Annotated in this window: 12 protein-coding genes; 6 read left to right on the top strand and 6 right to left on the bottom strand. The window is 45.1% G+C overall.

Annotated elements, in window-relative coordinates:
• Window positions 1-11 precede the first annotated feature (11 nt).
• Window positions 12-1043: an RNA ligase family protein gene (locus Q369_RS0126470; protein WP_031530727.1), complete on the bottom strand. Its 1032-nt coding sequence runs from the start codon at window positions 1041-1043 to the stop codon at window positions 12-14.
• A gap of 4 nt (window positions 1044-1047) precedes the next feature.
• Window positions 1048-7086: an alpha-2-macroglobulin family protein gene (locus tag Q369_RS0126465; RefSeq protein ID WP_031530726.1), complete on the bottom strand. Its 6039-nt coding sequence runs from the start codon at window positions 7084-7086 to the stop codon at window positions 1048-1050.
• A gap of 239 nt (window positions 7087-7325) precedes the next feature.
• Here Q369_RS0126465 and Q369_RS0126460 point away from each other — a divergent pair, with 239 nt between their 5' ends.
• The 3 genes from Q369_RS0126460 (at window position 7326) to Q369_RS0126450 (ending at window position 13188) form a co-directional block, all read left to right on the top strand.
• Entirely contained in the window at window positions 7326-8399 is a 1074-nt protein-coding gene (locus tag Q369_RS0126460) for an efflux RND transporter periplasmic adaptor subunit (RefSeq protein ID WP_031530725.1), read from the top strand.
• 13 nt (window positions 8400-8412) lie between these two features.
• Window positions 8413-11526, top strand: a complete 3114-nt coding sequence (locus Q369_RS0126455) for an efflux RND transporter permease subunit (protein WP_031530724.1) — start codon at window positions 8413-8415, stop codon at window positions 11524-11526.
• 165 nt (window positions 11527-11691) lie between these two features.
• Window positions 11692-13188: a hypothetical protein gene (locus Q369_RS0126450; RefSeq protein ID WP_031530723.1), complete on the top strand. Its 1497-nt coding sequence runs from the start codon at window positions 11692-11694 to the stop codon at window positions 13186-13188.
• A gap of 102 nt (window positions 13189-13290) precedes the next feature.
• Here Q369_RS0126450 and metK read toward each other — a convergent pair whose 3' ends face one another.
• From metK to Q369_RS0126435, 3 genes are all read right to left on the bottom strand, one after another.
• Window positions 13291-14571, bottom strand: coding sequence for a methionine adenosyltransferase (gene metK / locus Q369_RS0126445; RefSeq protein ID WP_031530722.1), 1281 nt, complete (start codon window positions 14569-14571; stop codon window positions 13291-13293).
• A gap of 207 nt (window positions 14572-14778) precedes the next feature.
• On the bottom strand, window positions 14779-15657 hold the full coding sequence (lipA, locus tag Q369_RS0126440) for a lipoyl synthase (protein WP_031530721.1): 879 nt from the start codon (window positions 15655-15657) through the stop codon (window positions 14779-14781).
• Between the two features lie 59 nt (window positions 15658-15716).
• Window positions 15717-16487 carry a hypothetical protein gene (locus Q369_RS0126435; protein ID WP_031530720.1) on the bottom strand — a complete coding sequence of 257 codons (771 nt, stop codon included), beginning with the start codon at window positions 16485-16487 and terminating at the stop codon, window positions 15717-15719.
• Window positions 16488-16706: 219 nt separating this feature from the next.
• Between Q369_RS0126435 and Q369_RS0126430 the strand changes: the two genes are divergently transcribed.
• A complete protein-coding gene (locus Q369_RS0126430; protein WP_157488326.1) occupies window positions 16707-17963 on the top strand; it encodes a 3-deoxy-D-manno-octulosonic acid transferase in 1257 nt (418 codons plus the stop codon).
• Between the two features lie 18 nt (window positions 17964-17981).
• Here Q369_RS0126430 and Q369_RS0126425 read toward each other — a convergent pair whose 3' ends face one another.
• Entirely contained in the window at window positions 17982-19205 is a 1224-nt protein-coding gene (locus Q369_RS0126425; protein WP_031530718.1) for an ROK family transcriptional regulator, read from the bottom strand.
• A gap of 310 nt (window positions 19206-19515) precedes the next feature.
• On the opposite strand from Q369_RS0126425, the gene rsgA reads away from it, so the two are divergent.
• Together rsgA and mce are read left to right on the top strand one after the other, a co-directional pair.
• Entirely contained in the window at window positions 19516-20451 is a 936-nt protein-coding gene (gene rsgA / locus Q369_RS0126415) for a ribosome small subunit-dependent GTPase A (protein WP_031530717.1), read from the top strand.
• A 67-nt stretch (window positions 20452-20518) separates the two neighbouring features.
• Window positions 20519-20920, top strand: coding sequence for a methylmalonyl-CoA epimerase (mce, locus tag Q369_RS0126410; RefSeq protein ID WP_031530716.1), 402 nt, complete (start codon window positions 20519-20521; stop codon window positions 20918-20920).
• Window positions 20921-20934: the final 14 nt, after the last annotated feature.

Here is a 20934-nt window from a genome sequence, read left to right as displayed (position 1 = left end):
AGGCTTAAAGTTCAGCTACCAAAGCTAATCACAGCCACTAACCGCAAAATCTCGGCTTCAAGCCGCTTGTTGATCCATTCAACCTGTTCTTCGGTTAGTTCTTCTAAAATCCTGTTGTGTTGCAGGTTGAAGTCAGCAAGTGCGTCGCTTAGGAGTTCCGAGGTGATCTGACGCTGGTTGGCTGGATTAAGTCTCCCGATTTTAGAAATGGCGCTGTTAAGCCGGTTTTCATTGATGTAATATCTCAACTCGACCAATAGAAATTCTAAATCCAGCGACAGACTACTTACGTTGGGTATAAAAGACCATTTCTGCGCCTGATGGTACATTTGGGTCTCTTCAAATTCCGGATTTTTCAGTTTGAGGATCGGGCGGAATGTTATTTCATTCGGTAGCTGGCCAAAAGGCTTGATTACGACACCTTCAATCCAATTGTTTTCAATTCCAGGCAGACCGAGGTCGACGGGGATGCGGCTTTCCCTTCGCAAATTCATGTTCAGCAGATCTGTGAGCTTACCGGTTTTTAAAGGCTTTGCACAAAGGATATTGAAACGAGCGAAATAAGTCAGCGCTTCTGCGTAGTTCAGGTAAGTTTTTTTGTCAGCCCCATTTTCAAATGCGATATCATAGGCACAAAAGAGAATGTCGGGTGAATAGTAAATACCTGTTTGAATCGCATCAATGTGCTCGCAGACAGCGATATCGGGATGTGGATACAACCCGCCGAATAGCTCTCCGTAAATGACAATAGTATCAGCCCCGAAGTCAAGCGATAACTGCTCGAACAAAGCAATGATTTGCGACTCCATTGCTGCGGCCACTTTTTGGAAGCCAAAGAAATCATCTTGCCAATCGAGCAGCTCTTTTCTTTTACCAAAAAACAGCCTTTTGCCCTGATAAATAAACCTGAAATTGGCACCGTGGATTTTCTCTGTCGCAACCCAATCGAGCTTGTTGAGGTGATTAGCTATGCGTTCATCAGCAATGAATTCTTTGAGGCTCGAAGGGATCTTCTCGTATTCTAACCGGTTGTCAGTGTTCATAGATTCATTTTCCAATACTAACCCTGATTCCCTCGCTGTGCGCTGTGAACTCTGGTGCGTACATGCATTGAATGCTCGTGATCCCATTACTGAAATCGCCCTCGTGATTGACAAAAAGCGGGTATTCAAATACGTAAGTGCCTTTCATCAGCCGGTCAAAGAAAAAATTGGTACTGGCATCCTTTGTGGATTCATAGTATCCCAAACCACCCTGCCATTTGTAGCCGCTGAGTACATTTACCGGTTCCAGTGCAGCAGCGCGCATATCTTTCATGTGCACATATTCCATGTCGCGGTCCACATGCAGCTCAATGCGCACGATAATCTTGTCGCCTACTTTCAGGCTTTCACCTTCATTAATCGCCGATAACACAGGTCCGCGATCCGTCTTTTTCTCGACGAAGAGCTTTTTGGTCAGTTTCAAAGGTGTTTCCGAAAAGGTGATTTTATCCAGATCTTCAAAATATTGCCAGTATACAGCACCCCAACTTGGCGATTTCAAGTTGCTGCCTCCAGTTATATTCACTTCAATTTTACCCATTTCAGCATTCACTGTGCTGCTTTCAAAAGACTTCTTAAAATAGCTGGTACCTGATTCGACAGCAGCGGGCTGTATCACCTCCCGCCCGAGTTGAACAACCGGTACTTTATCTTCATTAAGCCAGTTGTTTCCGGTCATCAACAGTGCATAACAAGCTTCGGCAGTTGCTTTGGTACTTTCCCAATGGTTGGTTTGCTTGTTTTTGAGTAACCAGGTTTTCAGTTCATCCACTGTTCCATTATTTCCCTCGATTTCATGGAAAGCTTCTATTAGAAGTGATTGCCGCTCAATGGGCGCTTCATACCACCACCAGCTCCTGGTGCTTTTCCAGTACATTCCCATTTCCTCGTTGCTGATCGCAGTTTCCCGGAGCGATTTCAGTATCGCTTTCGGCGTAGCTGCATCTTTCGAACGGTGCAGCGTAAGTGCAATCAGTCCTTGCATGTATTTGGACTGTTTTGGCCAGCTCGCCTTCGCACGCTCCTGGAAGAATTGATAAGCTTTGCTCGCGGTGCTTTCAACAGGCATATCGCTGAAACAGGATTTCATATACAGGTACTGTACCTGCTGCGATCCGGGTACGTATTCCTGCATATTGATCTGATTTTTAACCAGTCGGTCATAATCTTCTTTGATCTCGCGATCCAGATACGGGAACGCTTTTTCGAGTATCGCATTGAAATTATCATTCTTCGAGATAATTTTCTTTTGAAGCAACTTGCCTATCCCGGTGACAATGTATTGCGTGATATACCGGTCGTCACGCCCGCCTTTGAACCATGGAAATCCGCCACTTTCGTTTTGCATTTCTCTCAGTTTCGCGAGGTACGTATCCAGCTCGCCGCTCATTTTTGTTAAATCAAAAAGTAACGCGATGTTCCGCTTCTGTTCCGATTCGGATTTTGCTGCGAGTACCCACGGCGTTTCTTCAAGTAGCAAAGATTTCAGCTCCTGATTTTTTTGAAGATTGCTGGTCAATGCAGCGGTATCAGCTGTTTTCCAGGTATTGAAAATGGCCGCAATCTTGGGGGACTTGCTTACGATATTACTTGCGAGTGCATTGGCATAATAACGGTTCCAGGTTTGCTCGGCACATTCATGCGGATACTCCATCAAGTAGGGCAGTGCCTGCACCGCATACCAGGCGGGATTGCTGGTGTATTCAACCGTAATAGATTCATGAGACAGCGACTTTGAGTTCGCCGAATGGATCAGCTTTTCAAATCTGAATTCCTTTTTCCCGGAGCCACGCATCGTCAATGGCAAACTTTCAGTCACGAGCATTCGATTTGACAACACAGGTAAGGCGTTTTCCTCTCCGTCTGACAAGTCCGCAGCTTTCGCAACTACCCGCCAGGTAAGTGTGCTGTAGTAGCCCTTTGGCACATTCAATTGAAAATCGACAGTTGTACTTTGACCTGCTGAAATCGTAAAAGCTTTTTCAATGGAAGTCAACCCGAAGTATTCTGAAACATTTTCATTTGTGACGGGATCAAAAAGCTGCAAAGTCGCATTCCCGGATAGTGTTCTATCAGAGAGGTTAACCACTTTTGCAGGAAACATGATACGATCCCCTTCCCGCAAAAACCTCGGCGCATTAGGTTGTACCATCAGCTCTTTTTGCGTGATAATCTCCTTTTTGCTATAACCGAATGCTAATTCAGGTGTATGAGCCAGAGCCTGGAATTTCCAGCGGGTAAGTGCTTCCGGCAATGTAAACGAAAAGCTTATAGCACCATTCTCATCTGTTTTCAGATCCGGTAAAAAGAATGCAGTTTCGTTGAAGTTTTTTCGCGCTTCAATATTCAAGTTTGTTGAAACGCCAGGCTCTGGCTTTGTTTGTTCCAGCTGTTGCGGCGCATCTATCTCGCCAGAAACCATTTGAGCGGGCTCGGGCACCTCCAAATCCATTTTTTCTTCTTCCCGCACGGACTTCTTGAAAATAGCTTGGTCCCTGGTTTGCATTCGGCGGTACCTCACATTTCTCCCACCTCCACTTAGCATGCGGCCAGTACTCAGATAAATTAGCTGATCATACTCTTTGTTGTAAACTCTTTCAGGAATAAATCTAAAGTTGATGATTTCGGCATCTTTCGACGTGAAATTAATGCCATTATCCCAAGTATCAGGCATCAGTGCCACTGGCCAATGCGCAGGTGTGATCCATTGGTGCTGATAGAACTGATCAAGTGAGGCATCGTACATACTCGTCATCATTTCAGCTGCTACCTCTTCTTTTTTGTGGCTCAAAATCTTAATTTTCAATTGTTCCTTACTCCCTGGCAATGTTTTGTCGCGAAATGTCTCATATTCAATTTGAAGTTCCTTGTTTGTCCAGGGAACATTCACGAAGTTTTGTGCCTGATGAATACGATTGTGTTTTACAAGAACATAATCGATTGCATATCCGCCCCGGTCAGCTTCTTTTACCGGAATCAGGAAAGTTCGCTTTTCATTATTTAGTTTGAAAAAAGAGAAATTACTTGGAGTTTGACTTTTACCTGAACTGCTAATTACAAAAACGTCGTTAGCCGAAGTTGCCACTTGTACATTCGTTTCCCGTTGAGGCTCCGCTTCTGGGCTGCTTTCTGTCCATTGATATTCGGGTCTTAGAAGCCGCTTACTGTTCGGGTCCGTCAGTTCAATGAATCTGGTATCTTGAATAGTCTGCCCGTCTTCATGTTTTGTGCCAATATCAATCTTATAAAAGCCGGGCTCTAAAACAGTGTTAAGCGGAAGCGCTTCATTTTCGGTTAATTTTTCCGTCTGGTCAAAAAACGTCTGTTGTTCCGGCCAATTTTCGATTTCCGTTTCATTGTCGTATTCATCATTCGGGAAGCTCCTGATGAACTCAGGCTTGGTCATTACAAATAAGTCCGGGCGAGGCCAGTATCGCAGGCGGATCAGCCTGCTTTCAGGAATGAGACGGGTTGCCCGCACGTGAACAGCCGAAGCTACAAACTCACCATTCATGTTCTCCGTGCGGATTTTAAAGCTTCTCAAACTATCAGCTGCTACCTTTTCAGGGATCTCCGCCTTAATCAGCAGCGACTTGTAGCCGATTGAAATCGTCGTCTCTGCACTTCTCGTTTCTCCGTTTGTGTCCGTTACATCGGCGTAAACCGTATAAGCGAAGACAGGATTAAGGGCTTTATCGGTTTTCGAATTCGGTACTGCTTCGAAGCTCACCTGAAACTGTCCGGTTTGATCTGTAATTGTTTCTCCGTGTGCTATTTCTTTGGGCGGATTTTGAGGATAGTATCTGCCGCGGCGAGTACCTGGGTAGAGAAGCTGCTCGTTTCTTACTACTCTGTAAACCACTTTGGCACCATCGATCTGGTTGCCGGCGTAAGCTGTTCCATTCCCTGTTACACTGATCGTATCTCCCAGCTTGTAAGTGTTTCGAAGCGTATCAAAGCTGACCGCGAACCTGGGTCTCTTATACTCTTCAACATGGAAAGAAACAACATGCTCTTCGTCAGCAAGTATTGAAAATGCACCATTTAATCCGGTTCGCGGAAGTACAAAGGAGCCGGAGAAGCTACCGAAATCGTTTACAGTTTTGGAAACAGTCCCGACAATTTCGTGATTTGCATTTTGAAGTTTAATATTGATTTCCCTGGTCTGGTCAGTCAGGATACCATTTCCTTCCGCCACAATGCCTTTGAAGTAAACAGTCTGTCCCGGCCGGTACAAGCTCCTATCTGCGAAAAGGTAAATCGTTGTTTTTGCATCTTTCTCCTCTTTTTTATTGTAGTAGGTATTTATAGATTCCTGAATAAAAAGCCTGTCGTTCCCATGAAGTATCTCAAAAGATTCTGACTGCACCTGCGACTGGCTGGGCGTACCCTCTCTGAAATACCCGTTTATGTCTGTTGTATACTGCGCAGCCAGACTTTTCTTATAGGTTCGTGTCTGATAGTTAAATGCGGAATCCCACCTTTTCACGCTTGCTCCCGCGAGTGGCTGCCCAGTATCCCGGTGCAAAACAAAATAGTCGCGCTCACGCTGTATGTAGCTGATGTTACTCACATACAGTAGCCGCATGCCACAAATGGATTGTGTATTTGAAAAATCAGGACTTGTGCTAGCCAGCAGCATATATTCTCCCACAGGCAATGCATCTGCCTTGATCTCTACACTATGTTCCTGATAATCTTTGGTATCCGGCAGTCGTTGGTCCCAGTTTCGGAATGCAGGTGCTTTTGAAACAGTTCGCCAGAATGCAGTACCATTTCGTTTTTCAAAATCCGATAGCAGCACGGGAGTTGCTTTAACAATCCTGAGATAGAGTTTGTTAATGTTCTGATATTCTACAAACACCAAAAAAGGCTTCTCTGGGACAACTACGTGCTCTGCATTGAATTGCAGCGCTTTTTGACGAATCCTGTTCATTAAATTAGCTGCATGGATTCCGCCCTCCGTATTTGGATTTTGCTGGATGATGTCTTTACAAATTGATAAGGCCTTCACCTTTTCGAACCGATTCGTCGAATCTTCTTTGATTTTATAAGCAGTACCGCGATAAAAATGGTACTCGGCTAATAAGTACCACGCCTGGGCCGCGGCCGGGGTCTGCTGATACTGGTTAGCCACGTGGTTAATCGCCAAATAGTAAAGCTCGTCTGTGTTTTCATGCACAGATTTTTGCTTTACATATTGCAGGCGCAGCAGGTCCACATCGATCAATGCGTCGGGCGTGGGATCATTAAGGTGAAACGCAATCAGCTTCTGGTAAAGCTGCAATGCATATAGTTCGAGCGAAGAAGAATCCTTTGTTTCAAACTTGCGGTGTATAAAGTCTGCGGCAGGATCGAATGCAGCAGCTGAGCTGATTTCAAAAGCATATGCCGGTTTTTTCAACTCTCTTTCATCCGATGAGAAATAAGTTAATGCACTGTGGGCTAGTAAATCGTATAAAGTTGGGCGGAGCTGGCGGGTATTGCCTTTTTCGATAATTGCATCAAATGGTTCCAGTTTTGTCTGCTGTAACTCTTGCTCATTCCGGAGAGAAGCCAGGTACAGCTCAGCGATTTTACGATGGAAGTCGGTTGTTGACCAGGTATTGATATCTTCTTTTACAAAGCCGGTTGTTTCGCTACGCTGGTAAAGTTGCCACCTTTTGTACTGGTAATAACTGTAATAATAGCTTGCGGTAAGGCTGCTTAAAATGGACCTCACAACTCCCGAGCTGGCTGCGAGCTCTGCTTCAAGATCTTTGATGGAGGCGATCTCATTGTCTTCCCTGTTTTCATGCTGCAAGTCGATCATCGCGACCGCTGCTTTAATTACCTGCGCATCCTGTTTCTCCTGTTTCGCCTTCTGGTAAATCTCTTTGACGATTGTTAATGCCGATTTGTCAAGACCATTTGCCTGTAATTCGGCTACTTTTTTCCAATCGGCATCGTAGGTTTTAATTGCATTCTGGCTGTTCGCGTCCATTGGGATTAGTTCAAAGAATAGTGTGAATAAGAAAATGATAGTACCGGAGCAGGTTTTCATTTTAGTAATATGAAATTGTGAGGGTTTACTAAATATAGTTCAACGCAGGAAAGTCGGGTAAACGAATTATCAAAAGGGCAGATCTGGAAACAAAATGGTAACAGAACTTTCGCATTGCTGAATAGTATAAAAATTACTCGTTGCCGCTTTGTACAATATGAAGTATCTTTAATTAGGTGATATCAGGGAATATAAATTATCAGTATTGTTTTTGAACGAAATTTATTTAAAGTAAGATCATGCGTACAATTATGCTGGTGGGGGTGATCATTGTGGGGCTAGTGATAGGTAAGCTGTTTGTCTTCTCAAAACCTGGCACCGATGGTAGCCGCGATGTGAAAAAGGGTGCTGAGGGGAAAGGTGCCAAGTCTGCGGGCGGAGCTCCCGTGCCGGTGAATGTGTTTGTTGTAGAAAAAGAAACCATTGAAAATCAAATATTTGCTTCTGGTACCGTGCTGCCGAACGAAGAGGTAAACCTGATGGCAGAAACGTCCGGCAGGCTCGTAAAGCTGAATATCCAGGAGGGTGCGCAGATTGTGAAAGGACAGTTAATTGCAAAGATTAATGACCGCGAACTACAGGCGCAGCTGCAAAAGGTCGCCTATAACCAGGATCTGAGTAAGAAAATTGAAGCACGCCAAAAGAAGCTTTTGAATGTGGAAGCAATCAACCTGGAAGATTACGATGTGACTTCCAACAACATCCGCCTTTTGGAAGCTGAAAAAGAAGTGATTGAAGCCCAGCTGGAAAAGACTGAGATACGCGCGCCTTTCAGTGGTCGCATTGGATTGAAGTATATTAGCGAAGGTGCATATCTTGCTCCGGGTACGCCCATCGTAACCATTGTACAGAGTAATCCCATCAAAATAGACTTTACAGTTCCCGAGAAATATGCACCTAATATCCGCATTGGAAATACTGTTAAATTCAACCTGGACGGTGATCCCGTCAATTACAGTGCAAAAATCCTGGCGATAGACCCGAAGGTGGACGAAAACCTGAGAACACTCCGCGTCCGGGCCGTCGCACAGAATGCGGCGAACAGGTTTGTGCCCGGCATGTTTGTCAAGATACTGGCCGACCTGGAAGCAAACAAAGCGGCCATGATGGTCCCCACTGAGGCAATTGTACCTGTTTTGAAAGGCAAGAAGGTTTTTGTTATTAAAAACGGAAAGGCGCAGGAAGTAATGGTAACTACCGGTTTGCGGACGGACACGAAAATTCAGGTAATTGACGGCCTCCAACCCGGCGATTCGCTGATTACCTCCGGAATCATTGCCATCAAGCCGAATACACCCGTTAAGGTGAACTGATATCCTACCTACTATGAGCATTTCAACGCTTTCCATCAAACGACCGGTTCTCGCAATCGTGATGAACCTGCTGATCATACTTTTCGGGTTTTTAGGTTACAAATTCCTGGGAATGCGGGAATTTCCTTCTATCGACCCGCCCGTAGTTTCGATCAGGACAAGCTATACCGGGGCCAATGCCGACATCATCGAATCTCAGATCACCGAGCCGCTGGAAAAGCAGCTGAACAGCATTGAGGGGATCAAATCCATTAACTCCACCAGCAGTCAGGGTACCAGCCAGATCACGGTCGAGTTCGATATCGGTGTGGATATGGAGCGGGCTGCGAATGACGTCCGGGATAAGGTAGGCTCCGCTTCGCGGACTTTGCCACTGGATATCGACGGCCCGCCGGTGGTAGCAAAAGCCGACGCCAACTCAGAGCCAATCATTGTACTTACATTCAAAAGTGATACAAGATCACACCTCGAAGTAAGTGATTATGCCGAAAACGTAATTGCGCAGCGTCTCCAAACGATTGAGGGGGTAAGTGAAATCCGGATTTTCGGCCAGAAAAAATATGCAATGCGGATCTGGATGGATCCGATCAAAATGGCTGCACTGGGCATTACCACCCAAGATGTGAAAATTGCATTGGATAAGGAAAATGTAGAATTGCCAAGCGGCAAGCTGGCAGGAGACAATACAGAGCTGACGGTAAAAACAATTGGAAGGTTTCGCACGGAAAACGATTTTAATGAGATGATCATTAAAAATCTGTCCACGCAAACCATCCATCTCAAAGATATCGGTTACGCAACCCTTGGTCCTGAAAACGAAGAAACGATCCTTCGGTTAGACAATGTACCTATGATCGGCCTCGCCATATCTCCGATGCCGGGAGCCAACTACCTCAATATCGCCGAGGAAGTGAATAAAAGAATGGCCGATATCAAAAAGGAGCTTCCCAAAGATTACGAGCTGGATACTCTGATAGACAATACCATTTTCGTGGAACGATCCATTGAAGAAGTAGGGGAAACGCTGCTGATCGCGATTGTGCTGGTGGTGATAATCATTTATCTCTTCTTTAGAGACTGGCTGATCGCATTCCGCCCGCTGATAGATATACCTGTTTCACTGATTGGGACATTCTTTATCATGTATATAATGGGCTTCTCAGTGAATGTGCTGACGCTGCTCGCGATTGTACTGGCTACCGGCCTGGTGGTAGACGATGGAATTGTGGTTACAGAGAACATTTTCAAGAAGATAGAGCAGGGGATGAGCCCCATTGAGGCCGCGATCAAAGGTTCAAATGAGATCATTTTTGCGGTTTTGTCAACTTCAATTACGCTGGCTTCGGTGTTTTTGCCGGTTATTTTCATGGAAGGATTTGTAGGTAAGCTTTTCCGGGAATTCGGAATTGTGATCTCGGCGGCGGTATTGATTTCTGCATTCGTTTCACTCACATTGACACCCATGCTGAATGCTTACCTGGTTCGTAAAACGCATCAGAAAAGCTGGTTTTATGAGAAGACAGAGCCGTTTTTTGAAAAAATAACAGAGAATTACGGAAATGCATTAGGCAAATTCCTGAAAATGCGCTGGGTGGCGGTACCGCTGGTGCTGGTTACGGTAAGTATGATCTGGTTTTTTGGTAAAGACCTCCAATCTGAACTCGCACCTCTGGACGATCGTAACTGGTTTCGGATTAATATGACGACTCCGGAGGGTTCTTCATTTGAATTCACGGACAGGTATGTGCAGAATGTCAGTCAGATGCTGATGGATTCGATGCCGGGCAGAAAAGGACTGATGCTGATTACTTCGCCAGGTAACTCTGGACTTGGCGCTGCCAATACAGGCAGCGGACGGATCGCCCTGGTTGATAAGAAATTCAGGAAAGAATCGCAGCAGGAAATCGCCGATTACATCAATCAGCGATTAAAGCAAATGCCTGATGCAAAATCTTTTGTAGTGCAGCAGCAGACAATTTCGGTGGATTCGAGAGGTGGTTTGCCAATTCAATATGTCATTCAGGCGCCTGATTTCGAGAAACTGCGGGAGTACCTGCCTAAATTCATGGAGGAAGCTTCGAACGATCCGACATTTGCAATCACCGATGTTAACCTGAAATTCAGCAAGCCCGAAATCCAGATATCCATTGATCGGGAAAAGGCGAAGTCGCTCGGGGTATCGGTTCAGGATGTGGCACAAACTATGCAGCTTGCATTTGCGGGACAGCGGTTCGGCTATTTCACAATGAATGGGCGACAGTATCAGGTAATTGGTCAGTACGATCGTACAAACCGTGACGAGCCTTTGGACCTGAAAAGTATGTTTGTAAAAACGGGCAATGGAACGCTTGTACAGCTGGACAATATCGTGAAAGCGGAGGAAGAAAGCAGTCCACCGCAGCTATTTCATTATAATCGCTATATGAGCGCGACGGTACAAGCCGCATTGGCTCCTGGTAAAACGATTGGCGATGGAATCGCAGCAATGGACCGGATCCGCGATAAGTTGAAAGATGAAGCCATTCAAACTTCGCTCAGCGGTTCCTCGCGCGATTATGCCGAAAGTTCTTCCAATACCATGTTTTCCTTTTTCCTGGCATTGGTGTTGATCTATTTCATTCTGGCAGCCCAGTTTGAAAGCTTTGTGGACCCATTTATCATCATGTTCACCGTGCCGCTGGCAATCGGAGGCGCAGTTTTCTCGCTTTGGTTTTTTGATCAGACATTGAACATTTTCTCCCAAATCGGAATGATCATGCTGATCGGACTGGTAACTAAGAACGGTATTTTGATCGTGGAATTTGCCAATCAGCTGCGGGAACAGGGGAGGAGTATTCAGGAAGCTGCATTAGAAGCGGCTACATTGCGTTTCAGACCGATTTTGATGACAAGTTTAGCGACTATCCTCGGTGCATTACCGATTGCGATGGCGCTAGGCTCGGCCGGTAAGAGCAGGATGTCGATGGGAATTGTAATCATGGGAGGATTGCTCTTTTCGCTCGTTCTGACCCTATATGTCATCCCAGCCATTTACACATTCTTCTCACGACCAAAGAATTACGAGAAAATGCGAATGATCGAACGCATCGCGCACGATAGCGAGTTGGAGGAGCAGGCGCAATTTTGAGAATGATTTTAAATCTTGTTCAGTTCTAATGCTTTAGATTAATATAAGAAGAAGAGTTTGAGTTATATACTATTGTATTTCAGATCATGTATAAACTATAAGGTTGCCTTTCAAAGCAACCTTTTTTTATGTAGTTTGGAGTACAAACTCTACTCTCCTCTATATATGAATGTTACATTACTCCGTAAGGTTAGTTTAACCTATTTGTTATTCCCTAACATTATTTTTGTTTGCGGCTGGTTTAATCTGGCTATCGTGATTCCTCTGATTTTAACAATGGCCTATTTGCTTGTCAGAGAGTTAAGAAAGAGGAATGAAATAAACGAATTTAGGTTTCAGTTTTCTGATCTGATTTTTTTAGGTATCCTCTCAATGATCTGGACATTTTTGTCCGGCAATGGCGGGTATAGCTTCCAGATAGTCGATGCATATGGTCATAATGCGAAGTTTTATGACTTGAGTACGAGTGATTGGCCCTACTATTTTGAAGGTAGTAATAGGTTAATTCGCTATTACTTTGGTTACTATCTTGTTCCGGCCCTAATTTTTAAGGTCTTAGGTAAAATCCATCCAAGTGTCATTTTTATTTGGACCTGGGTAGGTTTTTTTATAGGTATCGCCTGGGCCTATGCGCTTTTGTTTAAAAGTAAGCCGCTTGTAGTTACCTTTTTGTTTATGGGGGGAATTGGGACTATCCTTTTCCGGATTATTTCGAAAATTTACTCATTTGAAACCGAGCAAAACACTTTCAATATAAATATCGGATCTGTTTTTGATCAATCCAGGTGGGTGCCCAACCAGCTAATTCCCAGTCTGATTGTAAGTTGCATAATGCTATATGACTTTGGTGTCAGGAAAAAGGTTGAAGAGAGTTTCCTTCCGATTTCTTTGTCACTGATTTGGGCCATCTTTCCTTTTATCAGCTTATGCATTATTCATTTGATTTACTTTTTTTCAGGAGTCAAATGGAAGGAAGTATTCACTGTTAAGATACTTCCTCTGTATTTGCTGCCAACATTATGCCTGGTACCCATTCTCATATACTTCGCTTCTGGTGAGAAGCCGCCGATTAACGGATTTGTCTGGGAGTTTCGCGGAGATGGGTCTTTTTTGCTTAGATATATTTTGGGTGTGTTTTTGGACGGACTAATTATTTGTTATGTGTATTACAAACTCCATAGTCCAAGCACATTGCTCCCTAATAGACTAATGGTATTCATTTTTGTTGTGTTCTTTTCTTTGTCCCTCTATGTAGTCGGGAAATGGAATGACTGGCTGACAAAAATGAATATTAGCTTTTTAGTGGTTTTCCTTATTATAAATTTAAGGTTCGTACACGAACGATTTATAAGTGGTCGGTGGATACCAAAACATTGGAGCGCTTCGGTGGTAGTGGTACTGTTTCTTTTCCTTAATTTTTTTCATCAATCACTTATTCTAATGCAGCCTTTACGCTCAAATGTCTTAACCAATCTGATCACAAAGGGATCCTTTACCGCATTTCCATTCCACAAATATGGTGACCTTTATTCGACCTTGCGAATACTGGGAAGTCAGGAGGAAGCTCAGCAATATATGGCTGTTAAAGATTCTTATTACGAGCGGAACCTGGCAAGGAAGCGGCCTGCTTCTGCGACTCTGGTGCGGTTGGGCCGGCGCTGAGCGGCTTATGACGGACCAACATCCTGATGACAGGTTGCCCTATAAAAAAAGGTTGCCCCATGACGCTGGGACAACCTTTTCTCCTTTTGTAATATTATTAAATCAAATAGAAAACTTCTCTTTGATCTTATCAACAAAGTCAAGTTTCTCCCAGGTGAAAAGTTCTACTTCAACCTCCTTCTCTTCTCCGTTTGCACCTTTGAAGGATTTCTTAACAATCTCGTTTTTACGTCCCATGTGACCGTATGCAGCAGTTTCTGAATACATTGGGTTTCGCAATTTAAGGCGTTGCTCAATCGCATACGGACGCAAGTCGAAGATCTCTGCGATTTTCTCTGCTATTACACCGTCGTGGTCAGCTACTTTCGCAGTTCCGTAGGTATTGATATACAAACCACAGGGCTTTGCAACTCCGATTGCGTAGGAAACCTGAACAAGTACTTCATCACACAGACCTGACGCTACCATGTTTTTAGCAATGTGACGCGTTGCATAAGCCGCTGAACGGTCAACCTTGGAGGGATCTTTTCCAGAGAATGCACCGCCGCCGTGTGCACCTTTTCCACCGTAGGTGTCAACGATAATCTTTCTTCCTGTTAAGCCTGTATCACCGTGCGGCCCACCGATTACGAATTTCCCGGTTGGGTTAATGTGATAGGTAATATCTCCTGTAAACAGTTTCTGCAGCTCAGGAGTCAGCTTAGACTTCACACGTGGTATTACGATGCTGATGATATCCTCCTTGATTTTCGCGAGCATTGCTTCTTCTGAGTCAAAGTCATCGTGCTGTGTCGAAACCACGATTGTGTCAATGCGCTGAGGTACATTATCGTCGCTGTATTCAATTGTTACCTGTGATTTCGCGTCCGGACGGAGGTAAGGGATCAGGCTAAGCTCATTGTTGCGGATGAGCGACATTTCCTGGAGTATCTTGTGAGCAAGGTCAAGCGCAAGCGGCATGTAGTTTTCAGTCTCGCGCGTAGCGTAGCCAAACATCATACCCTGGTCACCCGCACCCTGTGCATTTGCTTTTTCTTCGAAGCTGGAAGAAGATACTGCACGGTCAACACCCTGGTTGATATCAGCACTCTGATCATGAATGGCAGACAAAATCCCGCAGGAATTGGCTTCAAACATGTACTCGCTCTTCGTATAGCCTATTCGCCTGATTACCTCTCTAGTAATTTTCTGAACATCGAGATAGGTGTTGGTCTTAACTTCTCCTGCGAGCACTACCTGGCCGGTTGTTACTAAGGTTTCACAAGCTACCTTGCTATCTGTATCCCAGGCTAAAAAGTTATCAATGAGCGCATCTGATATTTGATCTGCTACCTTGTCGGGATGTCCTTCAGATACGGACTCCGAGGTGAATAAGTACGGCATAAACTAAATTGTTGAAAGTTAATCAGTCGAGACTGTAATGTAGTGTATAGACTAAAAGACAAAATTGACTTTTTTTAAGTCATTAACCAAATAAAAAAAACTGAAAAACTGCGCTAAAACTCGCTGTCGACTTTCTCTTTCCGGCAAAGCTAAAAACGAAAAAGCCTGCCTGGATTGACCCAGACAGGCTTTTTCGTTGTGCCAAAATCAGATAGGAACATTTACGTGTCTCTCTGCATGATAGCTGGAACGTACGAGTGGTCCCGACTCTACATATTTCAGACCCCGTTTCAGACCCTCCTCTTTGTAGTTTTCAAACATTTCAGGGGTGATCCATTCAATCACCTCGTGGTGCATTTTGGTTGGCTGCAGGTACTGGCCCAGGGTCAGGATATCCAGGCCATTTTCGGCCAGATCGTCCATTGCTTTGTACACTTCGTCCTGCGTTTCGCCGAGTCCCAGCATGATGCCGGACTTGGTTCTCTGACCGTATTCTTTTGTTCTTTTAATCTGTTCAAGGCTGCGCGCGTACTTGGCTTGCGGGCGCACTGCGCGGTATAAACGTTCTACCGTTTCCATGTTGTGCGACACTACTTCCTGTCCACCCTCAATCATCCTGATCAATGCATCCCAATTGCTTTTTACATCGGGGATCAAAGTTTCGATCGTTGTTTCAGGGGTGTTTTCCTTTACCTGTCTCACAGTCTGGTACCATATCTCTGCGCCCTTGTCTTTCAGCTCATCGCGGTTTACTGATGTAAGTACTGCATGCTTAACCTGCATCAGTTTAATCGCTTCTGCTACCCTTCTGGGCTCGTCGGTATCGTACTCGTTCGGGCGTCCTGTGGCTACTGCACAAAAGCTGCAGCTGCGCGTACAAACATTTCCCAGGATCATGAAAGTAGCTGTTCCTGCGCCCCAGCATTCTCCCATATTGGGGCAGTTACCACTTTCACAAATCGTATGCAGTTTATAGTTATCAACAAGCTGCCTTACTTTCCGGAACTCTGGTCCTGCGGGTAGTTTAACTCTCAACCAGTCGGGCCTTTTCTTGCGCTCCGATGGAATAACTGGTAATTCAATCATAAAATCTGTATTCTCTGGCTGGCCGGTTTCATTAACAACCAGCCGATTTGAAATGGGAACTAGCGTTTCTTGCTTCCGAAGTAAAGTGTAAGATAGCCCGAAGTAAAAACGCTGCGGTTTTCGGCAAATGCCATGATCTGCACTTTTCTGGTGAACGCTTCTGCAATAAAACCAATTTCAAGGCCGGTTACGTTCTCTCTGAATGCACTTAATTCAAAACTCATGGCTGTTTTCACGTGTAAGCCGGGTACCACCTTCATTTGACCAAAACCCTGAAAGAAGCTGCCCGCGCCTACAATACTTGTGCTCTGGGTACCTCCTGCATGTTTAGCCGGATCAAAAGGTTCGGTAATCACGCGCCCGTCCGATTCAAATTGCACCATGTAAGGTTTCTCAAAGCCGAGTGAAGGGCCAGCAGCGACAATTGCGCTAATCGAGATTCCTTCATCGTCCTGCCTGCTGAATAACGACAGCTCACGTCCGTATTCTGGCCTGACTACGAAAAGGTAGTTTTGCTTCCCGAAAACAAGGCGGGCACCTGTAACAAAATCCTGGGTAGATAGCTCCTTGGGATGTTTCACATTCACCACTTCCACGGCAAGGTATCGATATTGGTTTTTGCCAAAAAGCTTGGAAGGAAGCGCAGAAGACTGGCGGAAGACCGCGCCGCCCAGAATGCCCGAGTTTGTATTGGTAGTTATACCTACCGAAGTGAAAGATTTATAGCTCTCCTCACTGTCCTCATTCTTGCCCGCGCGGCGTTGAGCGTATATATCTGTTGATAGTGCAAACAGGATAGATACTGAAAGTAAAAGTTTTACACGCATCATTTCGTAAAATAAGTTCTCCGTGAATAGGTATGTGTCTTCTAAAAAGTGAAAATACAAAATAATCGCGTATGCATATCTTATGCCGACTCCACTTTAACGGTTTTTTGTACTTTTATGTTCTTTAAACGAGAAAAGAAGGAAAAAAGCCTGCCAGACCTCCTCAAAACTGAGCATTCTTGAAAACAATTTTTTTCTCTAATCCCCTTTTAATCAGATTCCTTGGGAAATTTAATTTATCAGATTGCCATGCGGTTTTTGGCGTCGGCTCTGAAAATTGCTGCACCTTTCAATCAAAAGATAAAGCTCGGAGTTGAAGGGAGAAATTCGGCGCTGAAAAGGTTGGAAGAGCTGTTTTCAAAACAGCCCCAAAGCAGGCCGGTTGCCTGGTTTCACGCCGCGTCTTTGGGTGAATTTGAGCAGGGGCGACCGGTTATTGAGGCTTACAGGATTGCGTATCCCGACCATTTTATTTTGCTGACATTCTTTTCTCCGTCAGGCTACGAAGTCCGGAAAAACTACACAGGCGCTGATTTCATCGCATACCTACCGATTGATACGCGCGCCAATGCCGCAGAATTTGTCAGGATCGTAAAGCCGCGCATTGCTTTTTTTATCAAATACGAATTTTGGCTGAATTACCTGCTGGAACTCAAAAATCAGCATTGCTATATCATTTCATTCTCGTCTATTTTCCGCCCCGGGCAGATCTTTTTCAAGCCGCATGGTTTCCTTCACCGCCAAATGCTGTCGAGCGTTGACTATTTTTTTGTGCAAAATGAAGCGTCTGTGCAATTGCTGAATACCATAGGTATCTCATCCTGCAGTATCGCAGGCGACACCAGGTTTGACCGTGTTCGCGAGATTGCATTGAACGCACGTGACCTGCCGGAAGCCGCGCTTTTCAAAAGCGATAAAATCTGCCTGGTGGCCGGCTCTGTTTGGGAAGCCGATATGGAAGTTTTAATTCCGGCTTTAAACAAGATCGGCCGCAGCTTGAAAGCTATTATCGCGCCTCACGAGATCAAAAGCGAGCAGATTGAGTCCTGGCGGAAGCAGCTTGCCGGGGAAGCAGTGCGCTATTCTGAGCTAAAAGCAGGTATGGACACAGCTGGGTTCGATTATCTTATTATCGACAACATTGGAATGCTATCGTCGCTGTACCGGTATGGGGAATTGGCCTACATAGGCGGATCTTTTGGAGCAGGGCTGCACAATATCCTGGAAGCAGCTACTTTCGGACTGCCGGTGATTTTCGGTAACAAAGGATATCAACGCTTTCAGGAAGCGCAAGATCTCGTGAAGCTAGGCGGCGCATTTGCGATTGCAGGTAGTACCGATATCAGCGCGCTGCTGGACAAAATGTTGCAAAATGAAGCTTATCGGACCCACGCTGGCAGCATTTCCAAGGATTACGTGGCCAGCGGAACAGGTGCTACCGCGATTATTATGGATCAGGTTAAAGAGATAATGGGCTGACCGCCGCCAGCCTGTATCTCAGGGAAATTCCTTTACAATCAGGTGCTCGAATAAATATGCCTGCGTACCCAGCAACCTGGCTTTTGCGCCAAGTTTGGAGATATGAATGGAAAGGGAATTCTTAAAATCAGACAGGCAGTATTTATTGATCGCCTGTTCAATGGGATTCGAAATAAACGGTCCCGCCTCTGCGAGCAAGCCGCCTACGATAATCACCTCCGGATTAAACAAGTGTACAGCAGTGGCCAGGCCTTTGCCCAGTTCTATACCCACATTACTGAGCAGGTCAATGGAAAACTCGTCTCCGGCGTGCACTGCTTCAATAATATGTGTAGTTTCCAGTAAGTTAAGGTCACCATTGACGATCTGCGTAAGGATAGTAGCTCGTCCGGCCGCAATGCCTTCCTTCGCACGGCGTATCAGCGCAATCGCAGAGGTAATCGTGTCCAGGCAGCCTACTTTGCCGCAATGGCATAGCATTCCGTCCGGTTTCACCTGAATGTGCCCCAACTCTCCCGCAAACCCGGAAGCTCCATTAAACACTTCTCCATTGATGATAATGCCCAATCCAACACCCCAGTCAATATTGATGGTAAGTACCTGGGATTTTTGCGCTGCCAGTCCAAACCGGTGTTCGCCGATTGTTGTGGCTTTGGTATCGTTAAACAGGCAGACCGGCAGCTTGAAATGCTTTTTCAATCGTACAATAAGCGGTTCTCCGGGGGCGGTCAGGTTTGGATAGGTCAGGTTGATGCCCAGCGAAGAATTGATCAATCCCGGCATGGAAACACCTATTCCCCAGAGTTGGCTGGTACCTATATTATTGGAGTTTAAAAATTCGTCGGTATGTTCAAAAAGCTGTTCCAGGAATGTTGTCGAATCTTCGAGGCGCAGGTCGACTTTTCTTTTGACAACTAATCGGTTATGAAGATCAAAGACAACCAGCTGCGTGTCGTGCCGGTTGATGTCCATGATCATTGTCAGGTACTTTTTTGCATTCAAACCGTAAAGAACCGGCGGGCGTCCGGCGCGTGCGGGGCCGGTACCTGTTTCTGTGACCCAGCCTTCCCGGATCAGATCATTGACTATGCCGGTTGCCGATGGGATACTGGCGTGAAAGAGCCGCGCCATTTTGTTAATTGATGTATCGCCATTTTGATATAAATGAAGCAGCAGATTGCTTTTGATGCGATTTTTGCGAATATCAATGACCGAATTCGGTTCTTCGGCAACTAAGTCCATCAAGGTAGAGTTCTTTTTTGTAGGTGTATTATTAATATTCTTTACGATAAATGCGAACTAATGTAGGAAAAAAGCAGCGCATGATCGATTTTTTTAAAAAATATTATTTAATGATATCCGTTGTGGGTAACCGGTGGATACTTGAAGGTGGTACTTACCACATTATCTGGGTACGGTATTTTGTCAGATAAAACCACTTAAAAGCAAAAACTACTGGATTATTGATGCTCAATTATTTTAAGTAGCATTAATTTCCGTGTGGTTTGGAAAACTGCTGTTTAATTTCTGTACTTAGTCGAAAAAACAAAGAATGAGCTTGATCAGAGGCTTAGTATTAAGGTCAACCGGTTCGTGGTATGACGTCCGCGACAGCCGCGACGGACATATCTGGCAATGCAGGTTGAAAGGAAAATTCAAGGCGCTGGGATTGAAAGTCACCAATCCGATTGCCGTAGGCGATTACGTCAATTTTGAAGAGGAAGACGAGGGTGAGAACTTTGGCATTATTCACGAGATCCTGCCCAGGGAGAATTATGTAATTCGTAAGTCAGTTCACAAAACGGCCCACGCGCATTTGATTGCAGCGAATGTAGATCAGGCCATTCTGATTGCTACGCTTGTATTTCCAAGAACATCACTCGGTTTCATTGACCGCTTTTTAGTTGCTATCGAATCGTTCAGGATACCGGGCGTTCTTGTTTTTAATAAACAGGATTTGTTGAACGATGAAATGAAGGAATTTCAGTCAGAGCTGATGGAGCTTTACAGCAGTCTGGGCTACCGCTGCCTGGCTACGACTGCTTTGAGCGAGCAGGGACTTGACAATTTTGCGGCATTGCTCAGCGGGAAAGTGTCGCTGCTTTCCGGTCATTCGGGTGTGGGTAAGTCTACGCTTGTGAATGCGATCGCACCCGATCTTTCCATTAAAACACAAGAAGTTTCCACATTTGCCAACAAAGGCGTACATACCACCACATTTGCCGAAATGTTCGAGCTGGAAGCCGGCACTTTTATCATTGATTCACCCGGCATTAAGGAACTGGGACTGGCGGATATGGAGGCTGAGGAGATTAGCCACTACTTCCCTGAAATGCGTGAATTGCTGAATAAATGTCGGTTTAATAACTGTCAGCATATCAACGAGCCGGGCTGTGCGGTGAAAGATGCGGTTTCCGAAGGCAGCATCGCATTCAGCAGGTACGAAAGCTACCTGAGTATGGTGGGTGGGCAGGATAATAGGAAGTGAGTCGAGTTTATGAGTTTAGAGTTTATGAGTTCATGAGTTTTAGAGTCATGAGTTTAGGGTTTCTTTTATGACAAATGTGGAGCATATTGGGATTGCGGTGAAGGAGCTGGCGGCTGCTGAAAAGCTTTTTTCAGCACTTTTTAATGTGCAACCTTACAAACAGGAAATCGTACCCTCTGAAAATGTGGCTACCTCATTTTTCAAAATCAACCAGACTAAAATCGAGCTACTGGAAGCTACGAATGCAAATAGCGCGATTGCGAAGTTTATAGAAAAAAAAGGCGAGGGTTTTCACCACATCGCCTTTGAAGTAGAAGATATACATTCCGAAATGCAACGTCTTCAAAATGAGGGTTTCATCCTCCTAAGCCCCGAGCCCAAACCCGGCGCTGATAATAAGCTCGTCTGCTTTTTACACCCTAAGAGCACAAATGGAATTCTAATCGAATTGTGTCAGGAAATTGGTTAAAAGAACATCAATGC

It is taken from the genome of Dyadobacter crusticola DSM 16708 (assembly GCF_000701505.1).
GTDB classification, from domain to species: domain Bacteria; phylum Bacteroidota; class Bacteroidia; order Cytophagales; family Spirosomataceae; genus Dyadobacter; species Dyadobacter crusticola.
The sequence above is the reverse complement of the archived record's forward strand: the minus strand, read 5'-3'. Positions and strand labels throughout refer to the sequence as shown.